Here is a 24341-nt window from a genome sequence, read left to right as displayed (position 1 = left end):
AATCCGACACTTGTTTATTCCGACGGCAAAACCTACACAAACTGTATCTTTTTCATGGAGGCGAAAATGCTCACGATCGGTACTCTGTCAAAGAAGACTGGCACAAAAGTGCAGACCATCCGGTACTACGAACAGATCGGACTCATGCCCGAACCTGGCAGGACCGAAGGCGGACAGAGGCGCTACGACAATGCACAGCTCGACCGACTGTCCTTCATCCGCCATTCGCGGCAACTCGGTTTTTCGCTCGATGCGATCCGCGAGCTGCTCGACCTCAGCGACCATCCCAACCGCCCCTGCGACGAGGCAGATGCCATCGCGCGTCGCCAGCTCAAACAGGTGGAGCAGCGCATGGACCGCCTGAAGGCGCTGCGCACGGAACTGAAACGCATGGTTCACGAATGCAGCGGCGGGCGGACGGGAGATTGCAAGGTGCTTGAGGTGTTGCGGGACCATTCGGAATGCTTGACCGAGCACGAGGAAATCGGGGCCTGAAGGAATTCAGCCAACATTCCGGCTGGAACGCAGATCAGCCGCAGAAGTTAATGTGTCCTACAACACAAGCTGGAACCACAAAATGGCCGCTAGACAAGATTCAATGGAGAGACGGACGCTTTGGATCGTTCTGGCGCTCAATATCGGTTTGGCCGTGGCCTTTTTCGCAACAGGCGCCTTCGGCGACTCAAGTGCCCTGATCGCCAACGGGCTCGATAACCTTTCCGACAGCTTCGTCTACGCGATCAGCCTTTTCGCTTTGTCCCGATCCGACAAATGGAAACGCGGGGCGGCGAACATCTCCGGTGGGCTGCTGATCCTGTTCGCTGCAGGCATCCTCTACGATGCGTGGCGGCGCTATGTCGGCGGGTCGGATCCGCTCGGGACGATCATGATCACCATGGCCCTGATCGCCGCGGCGATCAACGCGGTCTGCGTCTGGTTGCTCGCCCGACTTCGCGAACCGGACGTCAACATCCGCGCGGCGAACACCTTCAGCTGGAACGACTTCGCCGCAAACCTCGGGATCGTCGTGGCTGGCGGTCTCGTCGCCTGGCTGGGAACGAACTGGCCGGACCTAGTCGTGGGTGTGGTCGTGGCCGGGATCGCGGCGTGGGGCGGTATCGACATCCTGCGCGATGCACACGGCGAACACCACAAAGCGGTTCACACGGACAAATAGTTGCGGGAGATTCTTTCTGAAAGAAAGGATTGAAGCTACAGTGACTATAGCAATTAGTCTTGTTCCAAGACGATTCGAGGAGCGACCCGTTGCAGATGACCGACCCCCTACTTGTACCCACCAAACTACTGGATTTTGATGCCGCGCCTCTTGCGCGTCTAATTGAGAACCGCAGCTGGCGCGGCTTATCCGAATACGATCGGATCGGAGCTGCCTATGATTTCGTTCGGAATGAAATCGCGTTCGGATACAATCGAGCTGACGACATCCCCGCATCCGAAGTGCTTTCCGACGGCTATGGGCAGTGCAATACCAAAGGCACGCTCTTGATGGCGCTGCTGCGTGGTGTCGGCATTCGTTGCCGGTTGCATGGGTTTACGATCCATAAAGGCTTGCAGCGCGGTGTTGTACCTGAGCTGGTGTATCCGCTTGCTCCGCAGGAAATTCTCCACTCATGGGTCGAGATCGAATTTCAAGGTGCCTGGATCAACCTTGAAGGCTTCATCCTGGATGACGCTTTCCTCAAAGTCCTGCAAACGTCTTTCTCGGACACGGACAGTCTCTGCGGTTATGGCGCGGGCACGGATTGCCTTGGCGCGCCTCCCGTCGCCTGGAACGGAGAAGATACCTACATTCAGAAAACCGGCATCGTGCAGGATTTCGGCGTGTTTGATACGCCGGACGCCTTCTATTTGTCCCATGAGCAATCCTTTGGATGGCTGCGTGGTGCCTTATACCGTCATATCATACGCCACTGGATGAATGCGCGCGTACGTGGTTTCCGCAGCGGCCGCCTGAAGACTGACCGACGCGCGACACACGCGCATGAGGAGCCTGCCAATGCCACATGACCACGGGCACGCGCATATCGATCCGGATTCTGGCGATCGGCGGGTTGCCATCGCGATCTGGGCGAACGGGCTTCTTACCGTTGCGCAAATCGTCGGGGGCATATTGTCGGGCAGCCTGGCACTGATCGCCGATGCGCTGCACAACTTTTCCGATATGGCCTCGCTTGTCATTGCCTTTGCCGCACGCAAGATCGCGCGCCGCCCAGCCGATGAGCGTATGACCTTCGGCTATGGTCGGGTCGAAATCGTCGCGGCCCTGATCAACTACACCACCCTCATCGTGATCGGCTTCTATCTGATCTACGAAGGTGGCATGCGCATGATTGATCCACCCGAAGTCATGGGGTGGACCGTCGTCATTCTCGGTGGAATCGCGCTTGTGGTCGACACGCTGACCGCAATGCTGACCTATTCGATGCAGAAGGGGAGCGTGAACATCCGTGCGCTTTTTCTCCACAACCTTTCGGATGCGTTGGCTTCAGTGGCCGTCATAGTCGGCGGGACGCTCATTATACTCTATGAAATGCGTTGGGTTGATCCGGCCATCACCATCGGCATCGCGCTCTACATCCTGTATTTGTCCTTCACCGAAATAGGGGGCCCAATTCGAACCCTGATGCTTGGAAGCCCGCCGGATGTGGATGGAAACGACGTGGTCAGAGCGATCCAGTGTGTCGATGGCGTTGTGGACGTGCATCATGTCCACCTGTGGCAAATGCAGGAGCACGCTGCGGCATTGGACTGCCATATTGTCGTCGAACGCGACCGGATGAGTGAGGCCGACAAAATTAAAGAAAACGTCAAATCAGTGCTGCATGAACGTTTTTCAATTGAGCATTCCACGCTTGAGTTTGAAGCGAGCGACAATGCGCATAAAGAGGCACAGGTGTTCGGACACCGCTCATGACGGTGGTTCAAAGCATCTAATGGTCATTGGCCTCCTGTCCGGTCTGGTATTGATTAGCGCGCTTCTTTGCCCAATCTTCCACCCATCTAGGCACATTTGGTCTCCGAACAGCGAAAGATCAGTCATTCCAAACTTCACATGGGGACTCACATTGGCCGTGTTTGGAGCGATGATCGCTTCGGGCAACAGGCGCGCACCCGTCAACCGCAACCTCGCTTGGATGGAAGCCAGAGCCCCACTTCGCGAAATATCCGGGCAAAGAATAATTCGGATGTGGTGCGACGCAATCCATGGTGATCGGAAGGCGTCTGAATATGGTCTGGTTTCACACGGCGCGACTACGTCAAAAAGTTCATATTATTCAGCCTAGCGTCAGCACCATGTTGTCGGACAAGGCCAGGGGTGGAATGTGTAGGTTCTCCGGCGCAGGCCCTTTGCGAATACGACCCGCGGTATCGTAGTGCGACCCGTGGCAGGGACAGAACCACCCTCCAAAATCGCCCGCGCCATCGCCAAGCGGGACACATCCCAAATGCGTGCAGACACCGATCATCACCAGATAGGCGTCATGGCCCGGAATGGCCCGGTTCTCATCCTGCGCTGTGGCCTCGCCGGGAAGATTGGGATTGCGCGCATCGGTGTCCGGCAAGGTGGAGACCGCCTCTTCACGCGCCTGGGCCATCTCCGCTTGCGTCCGGTGGCGAATGAAGACGGGCTTTCCGCGCCAATTGACGGTCAGTTGGGTGCCTTCCGCGAGCCCGGAGATATCCACCGAGATCGTCGCCAGGGCGCGCACATCCGCCGATGGGTTCATTTGATTGATCAGCGGCCAGAGCGCCGCACCGGACGCGACCACGCCCGCGCCAGCAGTGGCATAATACAGGAAATCCCTGCGTTCAGTGTCGTCGGTGGCATCCATAGCACAGCGAGTGTGCAACCTTCCCGCCCCGGAACGTCAACGCGGGTTTTGTAATGTTTTGTCTGCAACCCGGGGGCTGGCGGAGGGAAACTGTGGCGGATCTTCAGCTCAATGGTGGGGCGGTTCGCCTTTTGCCACCATGAGGTGATGCTCCTGGTGATGCGCGCCGATGGTCATCAGCCCGAAGAACCCAAGACCCTGTATCTGGTCGGAATCGCCATCGACGAGGAGGGCAACACCATCCCCGAGATCCTCTGTCGTGACCTCCCAACCCGTCTCGGCAGCCAGGAACGGCGCATGGGCAGGCACCATGGCGCGAATGGCCTCGAGAACGCGCGGTGCTCCGCGGATTTCGAACCGGATACCGGCGGGCCGCACACTGCGGGTAACCTCGGCCTCCATCGTCACAAGCTCCATGTCCACCAGATGTCGCCTCAGGGCCGCGATATCGACATTTGCCCAATCGGTAGCGGGATCGGCGCGTAGGAGCGCCACGATCTCGGCCATGGCGGCAAAGGCAGATTGCCCGGTTTCCTGCGGACCCGGCATCGCATGCCCGGTCGCGGAATGGCTGTGCTGGGCCGCGACGGGTCCAGAAAATGACAGGGCAAGCAGGAGAGCAACAAGGCGCATGGGGGGATCCTTTTGAACGGCACGATACCCGTTTTTCGTAGCACGCAGGCCTGCTCTGGAATATGATTTCAATCATATGCTGCCAGAGCCCTACGACCTTCTCCCGACAACTGCGCGTCAGTCGCACACAATTGCGGCTGGCGACGTGCTCTTCCGACAGGGTGCAAGGACCCTGGGCCTCTATGTGCTGATAACCGGGCGTGTGCATCTCGAACGGGTTGGTCCGAATGGCGAGCGGCTCATCATTCACCGGGCGACATCCGGGACCAGCTTTGCCGAAGCCTCGGTCTTTTCGGAGCGCTATCATTGCGATGCCATCGTGATGGATGCAGGTGAGTTGGTCCGGATCGACAAGTCCGCGGTTCTCGCCGCCTTCGCGAACCCGGATTTTGCGCGGGCCTATGGACGCCATGCGGCCCAACAGGTTCAGGCGCACCGGCAGATCATGGGAATTGTCGGCATCCGACGCGCCGAGGATCGGGTGATGGCGGGGATCGTTGCGGGTCTTCTGGATGGCACCGTCGTCGACTTTGCCGCGCGCCTCCAGCTGACGCATGAGGCGACCTACCGTGCGCTGCGGGCGCTTGTCGAAGCGGGCCGGGTTACAAACCCGTCCCGTGGGACCTACCGATTGGCCTAGCTATGACTGGCAAAGACCGATGTCGCGCCATCAGGCCCGACAAGCAGCGTATCAAACGTATCGCCGGCACCGGGACCGCCCATGCCGGGGGAACTCATCGGCATACCCGGTACACTCAGCCCGCGCGCCGCCGGTTGCTCTGAAAGAAGCCGGGCGATGTCCTCAGCCGGCACATGGCCCTCAATGAAATAATCGCCCACCACGGCGGTGTGGCAACCGGCCAGTTCCGGCGCGATCCGGAGCCTGTCTTTCAGCGCATAGAGGGCGTCCTGATCGACATCCTGGGCCTCGACCAGAAATCCGGCTTGCCGGACATGATCGACCCAGGCCGTGCAGCATCCGCAGGTCGGGGTTTTGACAACCTTGATGATGGGCCCGGCATCAGCCATGGCCGGGAGCGCGATTGTGGCGGCAGCGCCGGTCAGCAGAAAGCTACGTCGTTTCATGTGTCGTTTCCTTTTGAATTGCGTTCGAGATTAGCATCCGGAGCGGCACTGTCGAGGTGATCGCGGTGCGCAGGTGGTTCATGAAGCTCTGCCTGCGGCCCCATCGATTGCGTGACGTCCAAATCGTCCGCGTGGCGCTCGTCGAGGCAGTCCGTTTCAAGCTGCAGGGTCACCATGTGAAACCGGTGATGCTTGGTAAGGTGCGTATAGGCGGTCTCAAGGATGCGCGCGGCATCGGCAGGTTCTGCATGGCGCAGATGGGCCGAGAAGGCGTGCTTGCCGCTGGTCAGGGTCCAGGCGTGGACATGGTGGACATCGAGAACGCCGTCCTGCGCGCGCAGATCAGCGGTCACGGCCGAGAGATCAGTTTCTTCCGGGGTCCCTTCCAACAGAATATGCACCGCCTCGCGGATAACTCCGATCGAGGCCCAGAGGAGCACGACCCCGAAGGCCATACCAAGGATCGGATCGATCGCCAGAAAGCCGGTGAACTCGATGACGAGCGCGGTCACGATGATCAACAGGCTGCCGACGAAGGTCTGGATGATGTGCCAGAGGGCCCCGCGGGCATTCAGATCATCCTGGCTGGATTTCCACATCAGGCCGAGCGAGATCACCTCGGTGACCAAGCCACCGAAGGCCACCCAGAGCATCGGTCCCGTGGGCAGATGGATCGGATTTCCGAGCCGCATCGCCCCCATCCAGATCACCAGAAGCGCCATGCCGAGAAGAAAGCCGCCATTCACGAGCGCGCCAATGATCTCTGCGCGATACCACCCGTAACTGCGCGCCATATCCGCCGGGCGGCGCGCGATCCGCTGCGCAATGATGGCGACGAGCACGCCCCCGACGGCGGACAACGTGTGAAACGCATCTGACAGCACCGCGATCGAGCCGGTCCAGAGCCCGACGGCCAGTTCGATCACGAAGTAGATGCCGGTCAGCCAGGCAGATATGACCAGAGCTTTTCCCGACGACGGCATATGTCCCGCATGTGAATGAGTGGCCATGTCAGATCTCCTTTTTCGGCGTGCGGCGGTCACGCCATACCGCAAAGAGGACGGACGCGGCGGTAAATGCGCCAAGCGCCAGCGCCGTCCAGGTGGCGGTTTGCACGTCCCCATTCATGGCTTCGCTGCCGAGATGGGCGAGCAAGAAGCTGGCCGGAATGATCCCCGCGAGGGTCGCCAGGGCAAACCGCCAAAGGTGCAAGACGCTCAATCCTGCAGCGTAGCTGACCATGTCGAAGGACAGGAACGGCAGCAGTCGGCTTCCGAACACCAGAAACGTCAGTGTATTCTGTGACCCCAGAAGTCCACGCCCGATCGTCTCGCCGACATGGCGTTCCACGAAAGAGCGCCCCAGCCCGCGCGCGAGTAGAAACGCAGCAAGCGCGCCGATCTCCGCGCCGAGCACGACAAGCAGTGTTCCGTAGGTGTGACCATAGGCGGCCCCGGCAGCCAGCGCGATCGGCGCCGAGGGCAGGGGACTGGCCACGATCGCCAGCGTCATCAGCGCCACGACCAGAAGCGGACCAAGAAGACCAGCTGCCTCGATCCAAAGGCGCAGGTCGTCGCGCTCCGGCAGATCGGCATCGAGCCCCGCAAGGTCCGGACGCGCCAGGACGAGAAGCAAGAGCCCCAGAAGGACAAGAACAACGACACGCACCATGGCCTACCTCGTATAAAGCAGCACAAGAAAGGCTGCCGCCATCAGGTCAAAGACGACGCAAAACGGGATGTACCAGTGTGGGACCCGGGCAAGCCGGACCGCATTGTGATGGGCAAGATCCCACAGCGCATGGAGCGCGAGACCCAGAGGCAAGGCTGCCCAATGCCAAAGGAGACCCGCTACGGCCGCCGCACCAAAGACGAGAGCAACCGCCAGCTCAGACCAGAACACGGAGCGACGGCCATCGGCGGCACCGAACCCGATATAGGCCCCGCCGATCAGGGCCAGTGTGACCGCTGCCAAGGCAAGCGAGTCTGCCTGTTCCAGGAGGAGGTGGGCGGGCATTGTGACCACAAAAAGCGCAAATCCGATCCACGCGGGCGCCGCCATGGTCCGGTGCACTGATTGGGCGGGATGTTGCCCCGATATGTCTGGTCTTGCGCCTGTCATGCCGCGTCAGATGGGGCTTCCAGCAGCTGGAGGGTCAAGACATGTCAGGTCGATTGATACATATTGCGACAAACGAGGTGCGGGTCTTTCCCGAAAGAACAATCTATTCTGGGTGTTATGGAACTCAATCTATTGAATAGTAGGCCGATCAGCCAGACGTGCCGATGTGTGGGACCCGATCGCTGATGGCGGCATCGGCGCATATTCTGGTCGTCGATGATCATGCCGAGATCCGGCACTCCGTGACGCGCTACCTGGAGAAAAACGGGCTGCGCGCGACGGGAGCCAAAAGTGCGGGCGAGATGGATGCGCGATTGAGCGAGGACAAATTCGATCTGATCGTGCTCGATATCATGATGCCGGGAGAGGACGGGCTCGCGGCCTGTGCACGGTTGCGTCGGGAGCAGCAGCATACCCCGATTCTCATGCTGACGGCGCTCGGCGACGATGACGCTCGGATCAAGGGGCTCGACACCGGTGCAGATGACTACTTGGCCAAGCCCTTCAATCCGCGCGAGCTTCTGGCCCGGATCAATGCGATCCTGCGCCGTGCGGGGGACGGATATGCACCCCATGGCGGAACATTTGCGGGCAAGCGGGCCGTTTTTGCCGGGATCACATTCGATCACGACGCCAGCCATGTCATTTGCCCCGATGGCACGGTCAATACATTGACCACGGCCGAAGCAAAGCTGCTGACGGTCTTACTTGAGCGTCCTCGGGCGGTGATCGGCCGGGATGAGCTCCTGGAATTGAGCGCCGGCCGTGTTGCCGGACCATTTGACCGAACGATCGACAATCAGGTTTCGCGCCTGCGCCGGAAAATCGAACCCGATGTGCTTCGCCCCCGGATCATATCGACCGTGCGCAATGGTGGATATTGCCTGAACTGTGATGTGGAGGTCGAGGCCTGATGCGAATGGGGTTCCGCTCACAGATCGCCCTTTTGGTGGTGGTGGTTCTGTTCGTGGCGCAGGTCGTGGGTTTGTGGCTTTTCGTCGATGAACGGTCGCTGGCCGTGCAAGCGGCCATCGGCAGCGAGGCAGCCGGACGCGCGGCAAACGTCGCCCGTCTGATCGAGGAGGCACCGCCGACGTTGCATGAGGATATTGTGGCGGCGGCAAACTCGCCCCTTGTACGCTTCGATCTCGGCGACACGCCTGCCGTAACGCACACCCACCATGATGAGAACGGAGCGATAGAAGCGCGCGTGCGTGCGCTTTTGAACGATGGCTACACCCGCGATATCCGGGTCGAAGTGCATGAGATTGAACAGGGGCTGTTGCCGCTGCCGAACCTCTCTCCGGAAATGGCGGAAATGCACGCCGAGATGATGCAGGGCACCCTGGCGGCCCTCGAGATGGAGGTCTCGATCGCCATTGCCGGAGGCCAATGGCTGAACGTCGCCACCCGGTTCGAGCGGCCGCCCATACAATGGTCTTGGGCCTCCACCCTCTCTTTCGTGTTGACGGCCGCCGTGTTGCTGCTTGCGATCTTCTGGTTTCTGCTGACGCGCCTGACGCGGCCACTGAATGATCTCGCCGCGGCAGCCGAGGAGTTCGGGCGCGGTGGCGGGCAAGGACCCCTCACGCCGGTCGGCCCAAATGAAGTGCGGAACCTGACGACGGCCTTCAATGACATGCAAACGCGCCTGGCTCGCTTCGTCACGGACAGGACGCAAATGCTGGCCGCCCTGGCCCATGACTTGAGATCGCCACTCACCGCGCTCAGGGTTCATGCCGAGATGGTGGAGGATGCGGAGACCAAGACCGGCATCACGGCCTCTCTCGACGAGATGCAGGATATGGTGGAAGCCACGCTGGCCTATGCGCGCGGTGTGGGACAGGACGAGGCCCTGCAACGGACCGAGATTGGCGCGTTCCTGACCGACATTCGGGACGCTACCAACGGTGCGTTGGACGTGCGCCCGGGACCCGAGGCAATGGTGCAGATCAAGCCCAAGGCGCTGCGCCGTGCTTTGCGCAATCTCATCGACAACGCGGGGCGCTACGGGCGCAACCCGACCCTAACCTGGGGCGTCTCTGACGAGAGCATCGAGATTTTGGTCGAGGACGATGGGCCGGGAATCCCTGACAACCGCTTGCGCGATGTGTTTCAGCCCTTCCTGCGCTTGGAAGGATCGCGCTCCCGCGAAACCGGAGGCCATGGGCTGGGCCTTTCAATCGCCCGCAGCATCGTTTTGCAACACGGCGGCGCGATCACCCTGTCGAACCGTGCAGAGGGCGGACTCCGTGCGCACATTGTTTTGCCCGTGACTGCGCATCAAGCTGCAATGACATCTCCGTCAGAGCATCCCGAAGCGCGCGCCGAAACCGGATTTTCGGCTCGGACTAAAAAAGTGTAGCGCCGCGGTCCAACCGGCGGGTTGATACATAACCTTACAAAATTCCGGGGCTCCCTGCGTTCCGTCGCTCACTGATCTTCGATAGAAAACAAAGCGTTCGACATGGAAACGAGGCAGAGCCATGCAGGCAAGAAATCGATCCTTTTGGTCGCGTCGTCATTTTGTCGGCGGCGTCGGCGCGGCGCTCCTGTTTGCGCCTTCGGTGCTGCGCGCAGAACCACGCGCACCGGTTCGGCGCAACGCTTCGAGCTTCAGAACCCACGATTGGCAAGACCACTTCGATCATCTGGGCAAAGGCATCATTATCGCGGACACCAATTCACGGGCGCTTCAGCAATGGACAGCCGACGGTGAAATGTTTCTTTATCCGACATCGGTTCCAATGACGGATGAGCTGACGCGGCGGGGCTATACAGAGATCGTTTTCAAAGATCCTGAGCCGGATTGGACACCCACGCCATCCATGCGCGAGCGCGATCCGTCCTTGCCGGCCTATATGCCGCCAGGTCCGGACAATCCGCTCGGGGTGCGGTCGCTGCATTTGACCTGGCAATATTATCGCATTCACGGGACACACGATACACGCAAGATTGGTCGTCGTTCGTCGAGCGGCTGCATCGGCCTCTACAACGAACATATCATTGAGGTTTACAATCGGACACCGGTCGGAACGCAGGTCAAATTGATCTGATGGGGCGTTACACGATCTTATCCGTCGCCCTTGCGGTGGTTCTTGGCATTGGCTTCTGGTGGACAGGACCAACTGACGATGACGTGGCAACGACCACGGACGACGCGTCTCGCGCCAACGGGCCCATGGTCGATGTCGCCTTGCCGGAAGTGCTGTCGGCCAACGCGGAGGTCGGCAAACTGGCCTACGATGCGAAATGTGCAGCCTGTCACGGCGCAAATGCTGCCGGGCAGGACGGTGTGGCGCCCCCTCTTGTGCATAAGATTTACGAACCCAGCCACCATGGGGATGCCGCTTTCCTTCTGGCGGCCAAGAATGGTGTCCGTGCGCATCATTGGCGCTTTGGGAACATGCCGCCGGTCGAAGGTGTCACCGATGGCGATGTGAAAATGATCGTGGCCTATGTGCGTGAGTTGCAACGCGCGAATGGTATAAACTGACTGAAGAAACCGACGAAGGACGATCCGTGATATACAGAGTCGCACTGACAATTTTTTTGGCGCTGACCAGCGCGCAAGCCCTCGCCCATTCTGAAAAGGAAAGCATGACGCCTGCAGACGGAGCCATTCTTGACGCCGTACCGGAGACGATTGGATTGCGCTTCAACGATGGGATGCGATTGACGAAAGTCGAAATGACCCATGCTGAGACGCACACCGAGGCTCTGGACCTCGGCACCCAATCCGGTTTTGTCAAAGAATTCTCGCTTCCTCTCACGCCCATGGGGCCGGGCATGTATCACATTGAATGGCGCGGGCTTGGTGTTGATGGGCACCCGATGAACGGTGTCTTCTCGTTTGAAGTGAAGTGAGCGGTGCCGGATATCTGGGGACAGGCTGCGGTTGCCACAAAGTTTTTGCTCTATCTCGGCGTCCTCACGAGTGCCGGGCTGATACTCTGTCGCCAAGTCTTTTCCGAGCAGTTGGCTGGGCTCGACCGTTTTCTACGCGCCTGGGCCGTCTTCTTTGCTCTTTTGGCGGCTACAATGTCATTCCTCGGCTTTGCCGTGCGGGGCGCGGTGCTCATGGATGATGCTTCAGGCATGACTGATCTGGCGATCCTGGCGTTGCTCTGGGAAACGCCGCCCGGAGACGCCCTGCTGTTGCGGCTACTGGGCCTGGGGGCACTCCTGACCGGTGTGGTCTTGGGGGGACGGTGGCTATGGGTCGCGCTCTTGGGCAGTTTCTTGGCAATCTGGAGTTTTTGCGAGATCGGTCATGTCGCCAGCGAAGATCGCCTGTGGTTTCAGAGCGTCTTGTTCGGTCATCTGATCGTTGCCGCATTCTGGATCGGCGTCCTTCTTCCACTCCATAAGCTTTCGGGGTCTGCGGACACATTGCGAGTTGCTGCCGTGCTTGGACATCGCTTTGGACAGGTCGCATCTGTTGCGGTCCCACTCCTACTACTCGCTGGCGTGGTAATGACCTGGCGACTGGTTGGTTCGTTACCCGCGCTTCTCGGCACTGCCTATGGTTTGACACTTCTGGCAAAGATTGCCGTCGTGACGCTGCTTCTGGCCCTTGCCGCCATCAACAAAACACGGCTTGTGCCCGCTTTGCAGAGCGGTGATCCCAAAGCTGGGCCACACCTTGCAAGATCGATTTCTCTCGAATGGGTTTGTATCGGTGTCATCTTGCTTGCCACGGCTGTCTTCACCTCAATTCTAACGGTGCCATCATGAAACTTTCAAAACGCGATTTTCTTCGCATGAGTGCTGCCGGTTTGGCGTGCATGCCGAATTCACTGTTCGCGCAGACAGACATGCGCGCGGTGACAGCCCGGGTCGCAGATATACAGCTTTTGCCTGATGACTACGGAAAAACACAGATCTGGGGGTTCGATGGTATCGCGCCGGGCCCTGAAATCCGGGTTACGCAAGGCGCGCGGGTACAGAGACGTATTATCAATGAGTTACCCGATCCGACATCGACCCATTGGCACGGGATCCGCATCGACAATGCGATGGATGGGGTGGCCGGTCTGACGCAGGACGCCATTCGCCCCGGGGACAGCTTTGACTACGATTTCGTTGTCCCCGATGCGGGCACCTACTGGTATCACGCGCACAACCGCTCGTTCGAGCAAGTCGCACGTGGTCTTCAGGGTGCGCTGATCGTCGAAGAGCCGGAGCCGATCGATATCGACCGTGAAGAGGTCCTGATCCTCGACGATTGGCGGATCGATCCGGAAACAGCCCAGATTGCGGATACTTTCGGGGCGATGCATGACCTCAGCCATGCCGGGCGTCTTGGAAATTACATCACAACGAACGGCGTCTACAATCTCGCAAAGAGCGTGAAACGGCATGAGCGTCTGCGCCTGCGGCTGATCAATGCGTCCAACGCCCGGATTTTCCAACTTGCGCTGGAGGGGCTCGAAGGCTGGATTGTGGCCATGGACGGGATGCCGCTGGCCGTGCCGCAACCCGTGGAAGGTTCATTCCTGCTGTCGTCGGCACAACGGGTGGACCTGATCGTCGACGTGACCGCAGAGGTCGGCAGCGCAGGCCATATCGTGCAATTGAGCCGCGATGAAAGCTTTTCTCAGGTGGCCTTCGAGGTGACAGGCGACGGTACACGCGCGCGGCGCGGAACGCCTCAACCCCTCCCACCGAATGCCCATGCCATCCCCGATCTGGGATCGGCAAGGGACATCGCATTGCTGATGGAAGGGGGGGCCATGGGCGGCATGCGCGGTGCCATGATGGGCGGTCGGATGTCTTCGATGCGCGACATGATGGAGACAGGAAACTTCTGGGCCTTCAATGGCGCGGTGGGGGGCATGGATGGTCCAGCACTGGCGGAGTTGTCGCGTGGCGAAACCGTTCGGCTGAAGATCACCAATGACACGTCGTTTCCGCATGCCATGCATCTCCATGGGATGCACTTTCACGAGATCGCAGCCGATGGCAGCCTCGGCGCGCTACGCGACACCACACTGCTGGACCGGGGCGAAGTGCGCGCCCTTGCCTTCGTGGCAGACAACCCCGGAAAATGGTTGCTGCATTGCCATATGCTGTCACACGCGGCGTCCGGCATGATGACATGGGTCAATGTGGCATGAGAGCGATGGCTGCCATCCTCGGGATTGGTGTCCTGGCGGCTCTCGGGGCGGCAGCCTATGTCTGGACCGGGTCTGCCGGTGATGTCCAAAGCGTGGTGATGCCGGAAAGCGTCGATCTCGTGGCCGGCGAAGCGCTTTATGCCGAGACCTGCGCTGCGTGCCATGGGGCCAATCTGGAGGGTCAGGACAACTGGCGGAGTCCGGGCGCGGACGGTCGGCTGCCTGCACCTCCCCATGATGAAACGGGTCACACCTGGCATCATGCCGACCAGGTGCTGTTCGACTACACAAAGCTTGGGGGCCGAGAGGTGATGGCCGCTCAGGGCATGGAGTTCGACAGCGGTATGCCCGGATTCGGCGACCAACTGTCCGACCAGGAAATCTGGAATATCCTCGGGTACATCAAGTCGACCTGGCCCGAGGAAATACAGGATATTCAGTACGCGCGCACCCATGGTGTGCCGGTGAACTAGGAGAACTCTCATGAAGATCGCAATGACGATGTCTCTGGTCGTCACTTTGCTCGCCCCATTCGCGTCTCATGCTGACGCGCTCAGCGAAGACCGGGTCAAGGAATTGGTCCTGGAGGCCATCCGCGAAAACCCGGAGATCGTCCTCGAGGCGGTTCAGATCATTGAACGGCGTGAACAGGAACGGCAGGCGGCCGCGGCGGCGAGTGTCCTCTCCGAAAATCGCGATCTCCTCGAGAACGACCCGAACGCACCGGTTCTCGGAAATCCAGAAGGCGACGTCACGGTCGTGGAGTTCTTCGATTACAACTGCCCCTATTGCCGTAGGGTAAAGCCGCATATTGAAGCGCTCTTGGACGAAGATCCCAATGTGAGGCTGGTCTATCGAGAGTGGCCGATCCTCGGCGACGGCTCTGTTTTTGCCGCGCGCGCCGCATTGGCCGCGCGAGAGCAGGGTAAATACGAGGAATTTCACTGGGCGTTGATGGGCATGCAAGGCCGGGCCGAGGAAGCGTCCGTCATCCAGGTCGCACAGGAGATTGGTTTGGATATCGCGCAGCTGCGACGGGACATGCAGGCACCTGAGATCGATGCCCATATCGCGGCGTCAATGGAGATGAGCCGCGCGCTCGGCTTCAATGGCACGCCATCCTTTGTGATCGGAGACGCGCTGGTTCCGGGGGTCATCGAGGCCGATCAGATGATCCGTCTTACGCAGGAGGCACGCGCCGCAGGTCAATAGTTTCCTGACAATTGGCGAACGGACACAGTCAAGACGAGTGAAAGAGGTATTTTGATGGCCAAACTGACGCGTCGGCACTTTGTGGTAGGGTCTGCAATGCTCTTTTCGGCGCCACTCGCCACGTCGATATCGGCAGCGCCCACGTCCCCGCGCGCGATGTGGGATGTCTGGGATGCGCAAGTCACACCTCCGGGTTATGACCCCTCAACTTCCAATCCGTGGGGGGTTCATCCGCGGTTCCTACCGGTTCGGGTGGAGGCAAAGGCGGGCCTCGTGCCGGGTGACATCCATGTCGATGCCGTTGCGCGCTACTTGTATCATATCGAGCCGAACGGCAGCACGGCGATGCGCTATGGCGTGGCCATCGCACGCGGGACATTGTACGAGCCGGGTGTCTACACGATCCGGCGTAAAGCCAAGTGGCCCACGTGGCGTCCAACGGACGACATGATCGAACGCGACCCGGACCTTTATGCACAGCATGCGGAGGGGATGGACGCGGGGCCAACCAACCCATTGGGATCCCGTGCGCTTTATCTCTACGTGGGGAACCGGGACACTTATCTGCGTATTCATGGATCGCCTGAGCCGCGTTCGATCGGAGGTCGGGCGAGTTCGGGGTGCGTGCGCATGATCATGGCACATATCAACGATCTCTATCCCAACGTGGAAACGGGCAAAACCGCTCACCTGTATCCGCCCGAAGATGCGATCGGGGGCTAATGGGGCATTTTGGTGTTGCTCAAAGCGTCTTGAACTAGCTCACCGCCTGGCAGATTGGATTGCCTTGTGGCGTTCTGAGAGGCAACCAGGTCGCTTCAACCGGGCCGTTGTGAAGATACCAAAAACAATTGTCATTCGGATCAAGCCGTACCTTGTTGAGGTTCTGGTATGGCGCAGCGAGACCGACGAGTGGTTCAGGCAATTCGGTGAAGGCACCGTCCGCATCGACCACGGGTGTCGTGGAACATCCGGTCAGCAGATAAGCACTAAAGATCAAGCCCGACGCCTTCAAGATCGTGTTTATCCGGCTCTTCAATCCTCCGGACCTTCTTCCAGAGCGGTCGCCGGATAACCAGCTTCCGCAAGAACCTGAAGCAGGGCCGCCGAGGAGGAGGCTGTCGAGTCGATCTCTGTCGTGTGTGCAGCCAAATCCGGCCGAATGGTTGCGGACGGGTCTGCAGCCTTGACCGCTTTTTCGATAGCTGCAATGCAATGGCCGCAGCTCATGTCTGGGACGTGAAATTTCATGGTGTATCCTCTTCTCACTCATAGGAACTAAGGGTTCCAGCGGGTGGAAGGTCAAGCATCCATCGATGTTGGAAAAGGGGCTTTTGAGGGCGCGGGTGCGTTGCTATCCGATGACTTGCCGCTTCCATGGCAGGACTTCCCCATGAAGAAGAACATCACGCCATGTGCGCCGAGGCAAAGGGCGATTGGTGCTAGAACGCCCAAAATGTCCTGCAATCCAAAAAACGAGCCGCCTCGGGCAAAGAAAACAAGCAGCGGAAGCAGCATCACCGCGCAGCACACCCACATGCCGACGTGCATCATTTTTGAATTCTGCGGCTGCTGTTCCTGATCTGACATTTTCATCGGGCACTCTCCTGACCGGGGAATAGCGCACCGGTGGCTTGTCCGCCAAGTTTACAAATCGATACATTTCAATTGGAAACAGGGGGTTAGACATGCTTCAGGTTGATGCTGTGCCGGTCACCAAAAGAAATCTCCGATGACCCCTTGAGCTTCCAGTGACTGGAAGCCCTATATCTGCCTAGACCATACAATCCAGGTAACACGCTATGACCGACACCAGCCAAACAACGCTCAGCATCGACGGCATGACCTGTGCATCCTGCGTGGGACGTGTTGAAAAGGCCTTGGCGGGGCTCGACGGCGTTTCCGACGTCGCCGTCAACCTCGCGTCTGAGACGGCGCGCCTTTCGCTGGATGATCCGTCTCGGCTAACCGACGCCACGCAGACGCTTGCCTCCTTGGGTTATCCCGCGCGGACATCCAAAGTCACTTTGAACATTGCGTCCATGTCCTGCGCATCCTGCGTCGGACGGGTGGACAAGGCACTGGCGGACGTGCCCGGAGTGCTTTCCGTCAGCGTGAACCTGGCGGCAGAAACGGCAACGATCGAGTATCTCGAGGGCGCGGTGTCCTTGGGCGATTTGATGGCGGCATCGGCGGCGATTGGTTATCCGGCCGAGATTGCAGAGGCGCAGGCGAGCCAGTCTCGCGCCGCACGCAAGGCAGAAGAAGCCGACGGACTGCGTCGCAGCGTCCTTTTGGCAGCAATTCTAACGCTCCCGGTCTTCATCCTAGAAATGGGCTCCCATCTTATTCCGGCATTTCATCACTTGGTGATGACGACGATTGGTCTCCAAACGTCTTGGATCATCCAGTTCGTCCTCGCAACACTCGTCCTCTTCGGGCCGGGACGCCATTTCTACACCAAGGGGTTTCCCGCGCTTTTCAAGGGCGCGCCGGACATGAACAGCCTCGTTGCCGTCGGCACCGGCGCGGCCTGGGGGTACTCGGTGGTCGCAACCTTTCTTCCCGGACTCCTGCCAGAGGGGGTACGCGCGGTTTACTTTGAGGCAGCTGCGGTCATCGTCGTCCTCATTCTGGTTGGGCGCTGGCTTGAGGCACGCGCGAAGGGTCGCACCGGCGCAGCGATTCAGGCTTTGCTGGGCCTGCAGGTCCGCACCGCGCGCGTCATTCGGGGCGGTGAAACGGCGGAGGTCGATGTCGACGCACTCGCTGTCGGCGATGTGATCCTTGTCCGACCGGGTGAACGGATCCCCGTGGATGGCGAGGTGACCGAGGGGTCGAGTAATGTCGATGAGAGCATGATTACCGGAGAGCCCGTGCCCGTGCAGAAAACCGCTGGTGCCGCTGTCACTGGCGGGACTGTCAACGGCACTGGAAGCCTGACGTTTAAGGCCGCACGGGTTGGTTCAGATACCACACTCGCGCAGATCATCCGCATGGTCGAAGAGGCTCAAGGTGCCAAGCTGCCCATCCAGGGCCTAGTTGACCGCGTGACCCTGTGGTTCGTGCCTGCCGTCATGGTGCTCGCGGCACTCACGGTTGTGATCTGGTTGCTTGTCGGACCGGACCCGGCTTTGACCTTTGCGCTGGTGGCCGGCGTCTCGGTTCTGATCATCGCCTGTCCTTGCGCCATGGGCTTGGCCACACCCACGTCGATCATGGTGGGCACCGGGCGCGCCGCAGAGATGGGAGTCTTGTTCCGCAAGGGGGATGCGCTCCAAGCCTTGTCCGAAGTCGATGTCATCGCACTCGACAAGACGGGGACTGTCACCGAAGGCCAGCCGTCGCTGACCGATCTGGTCACTACCGACGGTTTCGACCGAGACAAAGTGCTGAGCCTGATCGCCGCTGTGGAAGCCCAGTCTGAGCATCCCATCGCCGAAGCCATTGTCCGCGGCGCGCGGGCCGAAGGGATCGCCGTTCCGAATGCCACGGGCTTCCGGTCGATCACCGGTTACGGCGTCGCCGCGACTGTCGAAGGTCAGGAGGTGATGGTCGGCGCGGACCGTTATATGTCCCGCGAAGGGATCGAAATCGCCGCCTTGGTCGAAACGGAAGCCGAGCTGGCAGGGCGGGGCCGGACAGCGCTTTATGCGGCGATCGACGGCAAACTGGCCGCAGTGATCGCCGTGGCGGACCCCGTGAAACCCGCCAGCCAGGAAGCCATTGCAGCCCTGCACGCGCGCGGTTTCAAGGTTGCGATGATCACCGGAGACAAACGCGAGACGGCGGAGGCCATCGCGCGCGAAACCGGAATCGACCACGTGATCGCGGGTGTCCTGCCGGATGGCAAGGTCGCAGCGCTCGACGATCTGCGCGCGGGAGACCGAATGATTGCTTTCGTCGGCGACGGCATCAATGATGCACCGGCCCTGGCCCATGCGGATGTCGGCATCGCCATCGGCACCGGAACCGATGTCGCTATCGAATCCGCCGATGTGGTCTTGATGTCAGGCGATCTGCGCGGCGTGGTGAATGCGGTTGAGGTTTCCAGGCGCACCATGTCGAACATTCGCCAGAACCTCGTCTGGGCCTTCGGGTACAATGTCGCGCTGATCCCGGTCGCTGCCGGGGTTCTCTATCCGGCCTTTGGTTTGCTTCTTTCCCCGGTCTTCGCGGCGGGTGCTATGGCCCTGTCGTCGGTATCGGTTCTGACAAACGCCCTGCGTCTGCGCCGCATCGCGCCGGCCTTGCGTGAAGACAGAGACATCACCGCACCACGGATCAGTGCACAGACCCAACCCGCGGAATAGGAGGATCGTGTCGTGAACATTGGAGAAGTTGCAGAGCGGTCTGGCATCCCGCCCAAAACCATCCGCTACTACGAGGATATCGGCCTGGTCAGGCCGCAGCGCAGCGGCAACGGATACCGCGCATTCCGCGAGACCGATCTGCACAAGCTTGCGTTTCTGGGTCGCGCGCGCGCGCTCGGGTTCTCGATCGAGGATTGCCGCAATCTCTTGAATCTCTATGAGGATGAAACGCGGGCGAGCGCTCAGGTGAAGGCCATCGCCGAAGAGCACCTGAGCGCAATCGACGACAAGATCGCGCAGCTTCAGGACATGCGCGAGACCTTGTCCCATCTCGTCGAGGCCTGCCGCGGAGACCACCGACCGGATTGCCCGATCTTGAAGGATCTTTCTGGTGACCTGAAGAACATCCGCTGAAAACGCGTTCTATTTCGGAACCCTCCAGCGCTGGAATCTTGTTTGAGAGAAAAGCGAAAGGAGTTCACATGTCAGATTCAGCAATATTAAATCACGACAGCCGCACAGCCGATTCCGCGAAATCGGACAGTCACGGCAAGTCTTCTTACGGGCGCTTCCTCGCGATGGTTGGAACGTCGACCGCTATTATGTTCGGCCTGATGTATCTGAACACCTATGCCATTGAGCATGTCTATTGGAGCGAGACACGGTTCTATATGACCTTTGTCATGGGTGCGACGATGGCAGTCGTGATGCTCCTGTTTATGTGGGGCATGTACAAAAACCTCGCCGCCAATGTCGCCATTCTCGCAGGCTCGGCAGTCCTGTTCGCCGGCGCTCTCTGGCTCGTCCGCGGCCAAGAAACCGTGCAGGATGAAAGTTGGATGAGTGCCATGATCCCGCACCATTCGATTGCAATCATGACCAGCAAGAGGGCGGAAATCACTGACCCGCGCGTCAAAGCGCTTGCTGAAGAAATTGTCGTGGCCCAAGATCGGGAAATTGCGGAGATGCGCTTCCTGCTCGCCGACATCGAGGCAAATGGTGAAGCTGGGCCAGAATGGCCATTGGGTAAATCCGATGGACCTGCAAGCGTGGCAAGCCTGACGCAGGCAATCTCGACGCCGGTCATTGCAGGCATCCGTCCTGCTCCTCTTTCGGACGCGGAGATCGAAAGCGGGCTCGGCACCGAGCCGATGTGTACGTTCGTTCGCGCCGTCAACGCCGACCCCATATTGGCGACCGATGGAAACGGGCAGGGAATCGCGAAGGTCTCCGGGTCGCTGGTGCAATTCGAAGCGACCGGCAGTGTGGCCTCTGGAGGTGTTCTGATGGCCGATGGTGGCCAGATGACCGTCGCGATGAGCGATGCTGACAATGGAGAAGGCTCTACCCTTCTGTTCGAATTGACCGGTGAAACCCCGCTCGCGGTTGGCTCCATGGGCTACTGGACCTGCAACGGCTAGACCAATGGAGGACATGATGCCGAAAGATACCAACCAGGCCGCAGGAAAGGCTGTTCTTTATCGCATGGTCATGGAAGACCACCTCTGCCCCTATGGATTAAAATCGAAAGATCTCTTGGAGCGCGAAGGGTATGAGGTCGAAGATCATCATCTGACGACGCGCGAAGAGACGGACGCGTTCAAGGCGGAACACGACGTATCGACAACACCCCAGACCTTCATCGGCGGTACGCGCATCGGCGGCTATGACGCCTTGCGCGAGCACTTCGGGAAAGAGGTTAAGGACGCGGACGAGACAACCTATCAGCCGGTCATCGCGATCTTCTCGGTGTCGTTTCTGATGGCCCTGGGTCTCAGCTGGGCGTTCTCTGGGTCGATACGTACGCTCCGTGCTTTCGAGTGGTTTATCGCGATCTCCATGTGCTTCCTTGCCGTCCAGAAGCTGAAGGATATCGAAGGCTTCTCGACGATGTTCCTGAACTACGATCTGCTCGCGCAACGCTGGGTGCGTTACGGCTACATCTATCCCTTTGGTGAAGCCATCGCGGGCGTTCTCATGGTCGCGGGCGCACTAGTGTGGATCAGCGCCCCAATTGCCCTCGTGATCGGGACCATCGGGGCGGTTTCCGTGTTCAAGGCGGTCTATATCGACGGGCGAGAATTGAAATGCGCTTGCGTTGGTGGCGGGTCGAACGTGCCACTGGGATTTGTGTCGCTGACCGAAAATCTGATGATGATCTTTATGGGGGTCTGGATGCCCGCGCGCGCACTCGGTTGGATATAGGACGAGCAATGGTCCATGTCGCCAAAGTCCTGACCTTGCTGACATGCGCCGTGTTTACACCAGCCGCGGGCATCGCCAACGAGGTCATTTCTTTTGACGGCAGCTGGAAAAAGCAGGGCTTCTTGCGCCTTTTCTCGAACGATTTTGGTCAACGGGGACGCCAGTTGGACATCGTTTCGGACGGTACGGTCTCGTTGCTCTGGCGCCCCGTTAAGGACCTCAATCGTTCGGTTGAATCTGCGCGTTGGGTCTGGCGGGTCCACGAGGGTGTCCGACCGACCGATCTTACGATCAAAGGTGGTGACGACAGAAATCTGGCGATCTACTTCGTGTTCGTCGATCCGGAGAGGGTGGACGCTCTGAGCGGAAAGAGCGCGCGGCGCATTCTTCAAGAGGACAGCGCACGCGCCCTGATCTACGTGTGGGGCGGTGCGCACCCGACCAATGCGATATTGCCCAGCCCCTATTCGCCCCGGTTGCGCAGCAAAGTCCTGCGCCCTTCAGAGATCGGGCAGTATCGTGAGCAGGTCGATCTCGCATCAGATCATCGCACTGCGTTCGGGATCGAGCCGGGTGCCCTGATTGGATTGGCCGTGTCGGCCGAAAGCGATGATACCAAGGGCAGAATCGTTGCGTCGATTTCCGATCTTCAGCTCGATTAAGCGCGTTACTCCGACGCGACACTTCGAACAGACGCTGTGTCGAGAGCGTCAAGAACTGCCTGTGGCGTCAAAATTTCCGGGAGAGCGATGCCGGAAGGCGACCCTGGCCCGAAGACGATATTGAACGGAATGCCGTAGCGGTCATATCGCTCGAGAAACCGCGCGATGTTGTCATCCGGGCGGGTCCAATCCGCCTGCATGGCGATCACGGAACCGCCGCGCAACCGCGCACGCACTGGATCCCTGTCAAGCACGAGAGACTTGTTGGCTTTGCAGGTCAGACACCAATCCGCGGTCACATCGACGAACACCGTCTCGCCTTCAGAGACGCGGCGCGCGATGCCGAGGGGTTCGAAATCCTGCCAGTGGGACGTCGCATCAACCCCTGCTGTGGTGCGGTCAGGGGTTGAGGTGAGACCTGCCCCGAAAATCGCCAGAAAAACACAGGCGCTGAGAACCGCACGCCGTACCCATTGGTTTGCCTGTGGGATTGATGCGGCGACAATGAACACAGCTGTGAGTGCCGAGATGAAGGCAGCTGCACGCCCACCCGTCACGCCGACAAGAACGAACAAGAGCCATGCGGCTGTTGCCAGCAACAGACCGCCAAGAAGGATCCTGACCAGAAGCATCCATCGCCCGGGCCGGGGCAGTCGCGTGACCAACTCGGGACGTGCGGCAATGACCAGGTAGGGGAGGGCCAGTCCAAGACCGAGCGCCGTGAATATCACTATCACGTCCAGTTGTGTACCCGCGAGCGCAAAGGTGATCGCGGTGCCGAGGAACGGGGCGGAACACGGCGTAGCGAGGATGGCCGCAAGCAGTCCGGTGCCAAAGTCTGAGATGTACCCGGCTCTGGCATTGCTGGCACCCAGGCGGTCTTGAAGGGCCGCGGGCAGGGTTATCTCGAATGCACCGAAGAGATTGGCGGCAAAGACGACGATGACCATGAACATCAGCGTCACGAAGACCGGATTTTGGAATTGTATACCCCAGCCGACGGATACTCCGATCCATTGAAGAAACACTAAGGCAGCCGCAAGCGCCCAGACAAATGTCAGTACCCCCAAGGCTGAAAACAGGAATCCGTTGCGCGTCATCTGCCGGGTTTGACCGGTTGCCTTCAAAACGGATGTGAGCTTGATCGATAAAACGGGTAACACGCAGGGCATGACATTCAGGATCAGACCACCGAGAAAGGCGATGGCGGCCACCGCCACGACCTTCAGCACACTCGTTCGAGGGTTCGCGCTTGAAAACGGTGGGGCAGGGGGATCTGAGGTAAGCGTGATCGGCGCCGTGATTGCACGTGCGGTGTCTGTGATCGTCACCGAAGGCTCTGCATGCTCTTCGGTCCAGGCGTTGATCGGTATTTGTGCCCAGAGTTCCGTTCTATCGCGATCCAACCGGATATCTGGTTTGCCAAAGGTCACAAGGGGTCCGAATTCCGGGAACACGTCGACCTCACCGAACGGTGTGTCGCTCGTTGCCACAACGATGAGAGCCGAGTCGCGCGCATCGAGGGCCGTGACCGATATCCTGATGTCGCTGTTCTCGGGTACCGCGGGAACGCGATCGGCATAAGTAGCAATTTGGCGAGCCGAGTTTGTATCGATCCCGATGCCTTGTGGCAGGGCGAGTGAAAGTTCGAAGTCATGGGGCACACAGACAGTCGAACATGTCAGCAAGGACACGCGGGCACGCAGTTCCAGAGGGTGGCCGTCGTCCTCAAGTCTCGCGCGGATCGGCAAGACAACCTGACCGGAATAGCCGAAGTTTTCGATCCCGAAGGCCTCGAACCGTTCCGGCGCGGGCCAGAGTAGCTCGGCGGATTTCAGGTTGGTCGAACCCGACCAGTTGATCTCCGGTGCCAAGCCAACCTCGCCGGGGGTGCGCCAGTATCCCTTCCAGCCCTCGCCGTACTCCAAGGCCAACCCAAGTGAGACGGAGGCGGCATCCGGCGCAATCCCGTCTTCGGCCGAGATCAGACGCGCCGTGACGGCGGGGTTTGAAAAGCTCTCGGATTCGGCAGCGTTGGCGGCATCGGATAGGAAGATGCCCACGCAACCGATAAGGATGAGCAGAAGCCAAGCCCCGAGGTGAAAAACTCGGACCGTCATTTGGGTGTGCATGCAG

30 protein-coding genes are annotated in these 24341 nt (G+C 59.7%); 20 read left to right on the top strand and 10 right to left on the bottom strand.

Features of this window, described 5'->3' with window-relative positions:
* The first annotated feature begins 66 nt into the window (after positions 1-66).
* The 4 genes from PVW48_RS17655 (at position 67) to PVW48_RS17640 (ending at position 2935) form a co-directional block, all read left to right on the top strand.
* Positions 67-495: a MerR family transcriptional regulator gene (locus PVW48_RS17655; protein ID WP_093454971.1), complete on the top strand. Its 429-nt coding sequence runs from the start codon at positions 67-69 to the stop codon at positions 493-495.
* A gap of 103 nt (positions 496-598) precedes the next feature.
* Positions 599-1177 carry a cation transporter gene (locus PVW48_RS17650; RefSeq protein ID WP_274582271.1) on the top strand — a complete coding sequence of 193 codons (579 nt, stop codon included), beginning with the start codon at positions 599-601 and terminating at the stop codon, positions 1175-1177.
* Positions 1178-1272: 95 nt separating this feature from the next.
* A complete protein-coding gene (locus tag PVW48_RS17645; RefSeq protein ID WP_093454970.1) occupies positions 1273-2028 on the top strand; it encodes a transglutaminase-like domain-containing protein in 756 nt (251 codons plus the stop codon).
* Positions 2018-2935 (top strand): cation diffusion facilitator family transporter, encoded by a 918-nt coding sequence (locus PVW48_RS17640; protein WP_093454958.1) that lies wholly within the window; start codon positions 2018-2020, stop codon positions 2933-2935. The genes PVW48_RS17645 and PVW48_RS17640 overlap by 11 nt, the downstream gene beginning before the upstream one ends.
* A gap of 361 nt (positions 2936-3296) precedes the next feature.
* Here the strand turns inward: PVW48_RS17640 and petA are convergent, their stop codons facing one another.
* Together petA and PVW48_RS17630 are read right to left on the bottom strand one after the other, a co-directional pair.
* Positions 3297-3854 (bottom strand): ubiquinol-cytochrome c reductase iron-sulfur subunit, encoded by a 558-nt coding sequence (petA, locus tag PVW48_RS17635; RefSeq protein ID WP_093454957.1) that lies wholly within the window; start codon positions 3852-3854, stop codon positions 3297-3299.
* Between the two features lie 108 nt (positions 3855-3962).
* Positions 3963-4487, bottom strand: a complete 525-nt coding sequence (locus PVW48_RS17630; protein ID WP_093454956.1) for a hypothetical protein — start codon at positions 4485-4487, stop codon at positions 3963-3965.
* A gap of 76 nt (positions 4488-4563) precedes the next feature.
* Here PVW48_RS17630 and PVW48_RS17625 point away from each other — a divergent pair, with 76 nt between their 5' ends.
* A complete protein-coding gene (locus PVW48_RS17625) occupies positions 4564-5127 on the top strand; it encodes a Crp/Fnr family transcriptional regulator (protein WP_093454955.1) in 564 nt (187 codons plus the stop codon).
* Here PVW48_RS17625 and PVW48_RS17620 read toward each other — a convergent pair.
* Genes PVW48_RS17620 through PVW48_RS17605 form a run of 4 tightly spaced genes read right to left on the bottom strand, consistent with a single transcriptional unit; the run spans position 5124 to position 7634 of the window.
* Positions 5124-5573 (bottom strand): DUF411 domain-containing protein, encoded by a 450-nt coding sequence (locus PVW48_RS17620; RefSeq protein ID WP_093454954.1) that lies wholly within the window; start codon positions 5571-5573, stop codon positions 5124-5126. The genes PVW48_RS17625 and PVW48_RS17620 overlap by 4 nt on opposite strands.
* Positions 5570-6583: a cation diffusion facilitator family transporter gene (locus tag PVW48_RS17615; RefSeq protein WP_244525679.1), complete on the bottom strand. Its 1014-nt coding sequence runs from the start codon at positions 6581-6583 to the stop codon at positions 5570-5572. The genes PVW48_RS17620 and PVW48_RS17615 overlap by 4 nt, the downstream gene beginning before the upstream one ends.
* A gap of 1 nt (position 6584) precedes the next feature.
* Positions 6585-7244 (bottom strand): TVP38/TMEM64 family protein, encoded by a 660-nt coding sequence (locus PVW48_RS17610; RefSeq protein ID WP_093454953.1) that lies wholly within the window; start codon positions 7242-7244, stop codon positions 6585-6587.
* A gap of 3 nt (positions 7245-7247) precedes the next feature.
* The gene (locus PVW48_RS17605; protein ID WP_244525680.1) at positions 7248-7634 is read right to left on the bottom strand and encodes a DUF6010 family protein; all 387 of its coding nucleotides are present in this window, start codon (positions 7632-7634) and stop codon (positions 7248-7250) included.
* Positions 7635-7879: 245 nt separating this feature from the next.
* On the opposite strand from PVW48_RS17605, the gene PVW48_RS17600 reads away from it, so the two are divergent.
* From PVW48_RS17600 to PVW48_RS17555, 10 genes are all read left to right on the top strand, one after another.
* Complete coding sequence (locus PVW48_RS17600; RefSeq protein ID WP_093454969.1) at positions 7880-8608, top strand: response regulator; 729 nt, start codon at positions 7880-7882, stop codon at positions 8606-8608.
* Entirely contained in the window at positions 8608-10059 is a 1452-nt protein-coding gene (locus PVW48_RS17595) for an ATP-binding protein (protein ID WP_093454952.1), read from the top strand. Before PVW48_RS17600 ends, PVW48_RS17595 begins: the two co-directional genes overlap by 1 nt.
* 121 nt (positions 10060-10180) lie before the next feature.
* On the top strand, positions 10181-10750 hold the full coding sequence (locus tag PVW48_RS17590) for a L,D-transpeptidase (RefSeq protein ID WP_093454951.1): 570 nt from the start codon (positions 10181-10183) through the stop codon (positions 10748-10750).
* Entirely contained in the window at positions 10750-11190 is a 441-nt protein-coding gene (locus PVW48_RS17585; RefSeq protein ID WP_093454950.1) for a c-type cytochrome, read from the top strand. Before PVW48_RS17590 ends, PVW48_RS17585 begins: the two co-directional genes overlap by 1 nt.
* A 26-nt stretch (positions 11191-11216) precedes the next feature.
* On the top strand, positions 11217-11561 hold the full coding sequence (locus tag PVW48_RS17580) for a copper resistance CopC family protein (protein WP_093454949.1): 345 nt from the start codon (positions 11217-11219) through the stop codon (positions 11559-11561).
* A gap of 3 nt (positions 11562-11564) precedes the next feature.
* Complete coding sequence (locus PVW48_RS17575; RefSeq protein ID WP_093454948.1) at positions 11565-12431, top strand: copper resistance D family protein; 867 nt, start codon at positions 11565-11567, stop codon at positions 12429-12431.
* Positions 12428-13813: a multicopper oxidase family protein gene (locus PVW48_RS17570; RefSeq protein WP_093454947.1), complete on the top strand. Its 1386-nt coding sequence runs from the start codon at positions 12428-12430 to the stop codon at positions 13811-13813. The genes PVW48_RS17575 and PVW48_RS17570 overlap by 4 nt, the downstream gene beginning before the upstream one ends.
* A complete protein-coding gene (locus PVW48_RS17565; protein ID WP_093454946.1) occupies positions 13810-14286 on the top strand; it encodes a c-type cytochrome in 477 nt (158 codons plus the stop codon). The genes PVW48_RS17570 and PVW48_RS17565 overlap by 4 nt, the downstream gene beginning before the upstream one ends.
* A 10-nt stretch (positions 14287-14296) precedes the next feature.
* The gene (locus PVW48_RS17560) at positions 14297-15025 is read left to right on the top strand and encodes a DsbA family protein (protein WP_093454945.1); all 729 of its coding nucleotides are present in this window, start codon (positions 14297-14299) and stop codon (positions 15023-15025) included.
* A gap of 54 nt (positions 15026-15079) precedes the next feature.
* Positions 15080-15748, top strand: coding sequence for a L,D-transpeptidase (locus PVW48_RS17555; protein ID WP_093454944.1), 669 nt, complete (start codon positions 15080-15082; stop codon positions 15746-15748).
* A 34-nt stretch (positions 15749-15782) separates the two neighbouring features.
* On the opposite strand, the gene PVW48_RS17550 is transcribed toward PVW48_RS17555, so the two are convergent.
* The 3 genes from PVW48_RS17550 to PVW48_RS17540 are packed head-to-tail and all read right to left on the bottom strand — an operon-like array spanning position 15783 to position 16621.
* Complete coding sequence (locus PVW48_RS17550; protein ID WP_274582270.1) at positions 15783-16064, bottom strand: hypothetical protein; 282 nt, start codon at positions 16062-16064, stop codon at positions 15783-15785.
* Positions 16061-16276: a heavy-metal-associated domain-containing protein gene (locus PVW48_RS17545; protein WP_093454943.1), complete on the bottom strand. Its 216-nt coding sequence runs from the start codon at positions 16274-16276 to the stop codon at positions 16061-16063. The genes PVW48_RS17550 and PVW48_RS17545 overlap by 4 nt, the downstream gene beginning before the upstream one ends.
* Before the next feature lie 51 nt (positions 16277-16327).
* Complete coding sequence (locus PVW48_RS17540) at positions 16328-16621, bottom strand: hypothetical protein (RefSeq protein WP_093454942.1); 294 nt, start codon at positions 16619-16621, stop codon at positions 16328-16330.
* A 206-nt stretch (positions 16622-16827) separates the two neighbouring features.
* Between PVW48_RS17540 and PVW48_RS17535 the strand changes: the two genes are divergently transcribed.
* From PVW48_RS17535 to PVW48_RS17515, 5 genes are all read left to right on the top strand, one after another.
* A complete protein-coding gene (locus PVW48_RS17535) occupies positions 16828-19338 on the top strand; it encodes a heavy metal translocating P-type ATPase (RefSeq protein ID WP_093454941.1) in 2511 nt (836 codons plus the stop codon).
* Positions 19339-19350: 12 nt separating this feature from the next.
* Complete coding sequence (gene cueR / locus PVW48_RS17530) at positions 19351-19752, top strand: Cu(I)-responsive transcriptional regulator (RefSeq protein ID WP_093454940.1); 402 nt, start codon at positions 19351-19353, stop codon at positions 19750-19752.
* 68 nt (positions 19753-19820) lie between these two features.
* A complete protein-coding gene (locus PVW48_RS17525) occupies positions 19821-20759 on the top strand; it encodes a DUF305 domain-containing protein (protein ID WP_093454939.1) in 939 nt (312 codons plus the stop codon).
* 16 nt (positions 20760-20775) lie between these two features.
* Positions 20776-21543: a MauE/DoxX family redox-associated membrane protein gene (locus PVW48_RS17520; protein ID WP_093454968.1), complete on the top strand. Its 768-nt coding sequence runs from the start codon at positions 20776-20778 to the stop codon at positions 21541-21543.
* Between the two features lie 8 nt (positions 21544-21551).
* Positions 21552-22205, top strand: coding sequence for a DUF3047 domain-containing protein (locus PVW48_RS17515; RefSeq protein WP_093454938.1), 654 nt, complete (start codon positions 21552-21554; stop codon positions 22203-22205).
* A 5-nt stretch (positions 22206-22210) separates the two neighbouring features.
* Here PVW48_RS17515 and PVW48_RS17510 read toward each other — a convergent pair whose 3' ends face one another.
* Complete coding sequence (locus tag PVW48_RS17510; RefSeq protein ID WP_274582269.1) at positions 22211-24337, bottom strand: protein-disulfide reductase DsbD family protein; 2127 nt, start codon at positions 24335-24337, stop codon at positions 22211-22213.
* Positions 24338-24341 lie beyond the last annotated feature (4 nt).

Source organism: Dinoroseobacter sp. PD6, from assembly GCF_028807315.1.
GTDB lineage: Bacteria > Pseudomonadota > Alphaproteobacteria > Rhodobacterales > Rhodobacteraceae > Dinoroseobacter > Dinoroseobacter shibae.
Note: the sequence above shows the minus strand (reverse complement) of the source record. Positions and strands in the feature narration are given on the sequence as shown.

Bases quoted from the DNA above. Each gene is read 5' to 3' on its own strand.
- PVW48_RS17540 (WP_093454942.1), bottom strand. From the start codon at position 16,621: ATGAAAATGTCAGATCAGGAACAGCAGCCGCAGAATTCAAAAATGATG.
- PVW48_RS17615 (WP_244525679.1), bottom strand. From the start codon at position 6,583: ATGGCCACTCATTCACATGCGGGACATATGCCGTCGTCGGGAAAAGCT.
- petA (WP_093454957.1), bottom strand. From the start codon at position 3,854: ATGGATGCCACCGACGACACTGAACGCAGGGATTTCCTGTATTATGCC.
- PVW48_RS17595 (WP_093454952.1), top strand. From the start codon at position 8,608: ATGCGAATGGGGTTCCGCTCACAGATCGCCCTTTTGGTGGTGGTGGTT.
- PVW48_RS17510 (WP_274582269.1), bottom strand. From the start codon at position 24,337: ATGCACACCCAAATGACGGTCCGAGTTTTTCACCTCGGGGCTTGGCTT.
- PVW48_RS17560 (WP_093454945.1), top strand. From the start codon at position 14,297: ATGAAGATCGCAATGACGATGTCTCTGGTCGTCACTTTGCTCGCCCCA.
- PVW48_RS17655 (WP_093454971.1), top strand. From the start codon at position 67: ATGCTCACGATCGGTACTCTGTCAAAGAAGACTGGCACAAAAGTGCAG.
- PVW48_RS17605 (WP_244525680.1), bottom strand. From the start codon at position 7,634: ATGGCGGCGCCCGCGTGGATCGGATTTGCGCTTTTTGTGGTCACAATG.
- PVW48_RS17570 (WP_093454947.1), top strand. From the start codon at position 12,428: ATGAAACTTTCAAAACGCGATTTTCTTCGCATGAGTGCTGCCGGTTTG.
- PVW48_RS17645 (WP_093454970.1), top strand. From the start codon at position 1,273: ATGACCGACCCCCTACTTGTACCCACCAAACTACTGGATTTTGATGCC.
- PVW48_RS17610 (WP_093454953.1), bottom strand. From the start codon at position 7,244: ATGGTGCGTGTCGTTGTTCTTGTCCTTCTGGGGCTCTTGCTTCTCGTC.
- PVW48_RS17620 (WP_093454954.1), bottom strand. From the start codon at position 5,573: ATGAAACGACGTAGCTTTCTGCTGACCGGCGCTGCCGCCACAATCGCG.
- PVW48_RS17535 (WP_093454941.1), top strand. From the start codon at position 16,828: ATGACCGACACCAGCCAAACAACGCTCAGCATCGACGGCATGACCTGT.
- PVW48_RS17515 (WP_093454938.1), top strand. From the start codon at position 21,552: ATGGTCCATGTCGCCAAAGTCCTGACCTTGCTGACATGCGCCGTGTTT.
- PVW48_RS17525 (WP_093454939.1), top strand. From the start codon at position 19,821: ATGTCAGATTCAGCAATATTAAATCACGACAGCCGCACAGCCGATTCC.
- PVW48_RS17520 (WP_093454968.1), top strand. From the start codon at position 20,776: ATGCCGAAAGATACCAACCAGGCCGCAGGAAAGGCTGTTCTTTATCGC.
- PVW48_RS17585 (WP_093454950.1), top strand. From the start codon at position 10,750: ATGGGGCGTTACACGATCTTATCCGTCGCCCTTGCGGTGGTTCTTGGC.
- PVW48_RS17640 (WP_093454958.1), top strand. From the start codon at position 2,018: ATGCCACATGACCACGGGCACGCGCATATCGATCCGGATTCTGGCGAT.
- PVW48_RS17600 (WP_093454969.1), top strand. From the start codon at position 7,880: ATGGCGGCATCGGCGCATATTCTGGTCGTCGATGATCATGCCGAGATC.
- PVW48_RS17625 (WP_093454955.1), top strand. From the start codon at position 4,564: ATGCTGCCAGAGCCCTACGACCTTCTCCCGACAACTGCGCGTCAGTCG.
- PVW48_RS17630 (WP_093454956.1), bottom strand. From the start codon at position 4,487: ATGCGCCTTGTTGCTCTCCTGCTTGCCCTGTCATTTTCTGGACCCGTC.
- PVW48_RS17555 (WP_093454944.1), top strand. From the start codon at position 15,080: ATGGCCAAACTGACGCGTCGGCACTTTGTGGTAGGGTCTGCAATGCTC.
- PVW48_RS17650 (WP_274582271.1), top strand. From the start codon at position 599: ATGGAGAGACGGACGCTTTGGATCGTTCTGGCGCTCAATATCGGTTTG.
- PVW48_RS17545 (WP_093454943.1), bottom strand. From the start codon at position 16,276: ATGAAATTTCACGTCCCAGACATGAGCTGCGGCCATTGCATTGCAGCT.
- PVW48_RS17590 (WP_093454951.1), top strand. From the start codon at position 10,181: ATGCAGGCAAGAAATCGATCCTTTTGGTCGCGTCGTCATTTTGTCGGC.
- PVW48_RS17565 (WP_093454946.1), top strand. From the start codon at position 13,810: ATGAGAGCGATGGCTGCCATCCTCGGGATTGGTGTCCTGGCGGCTCTC.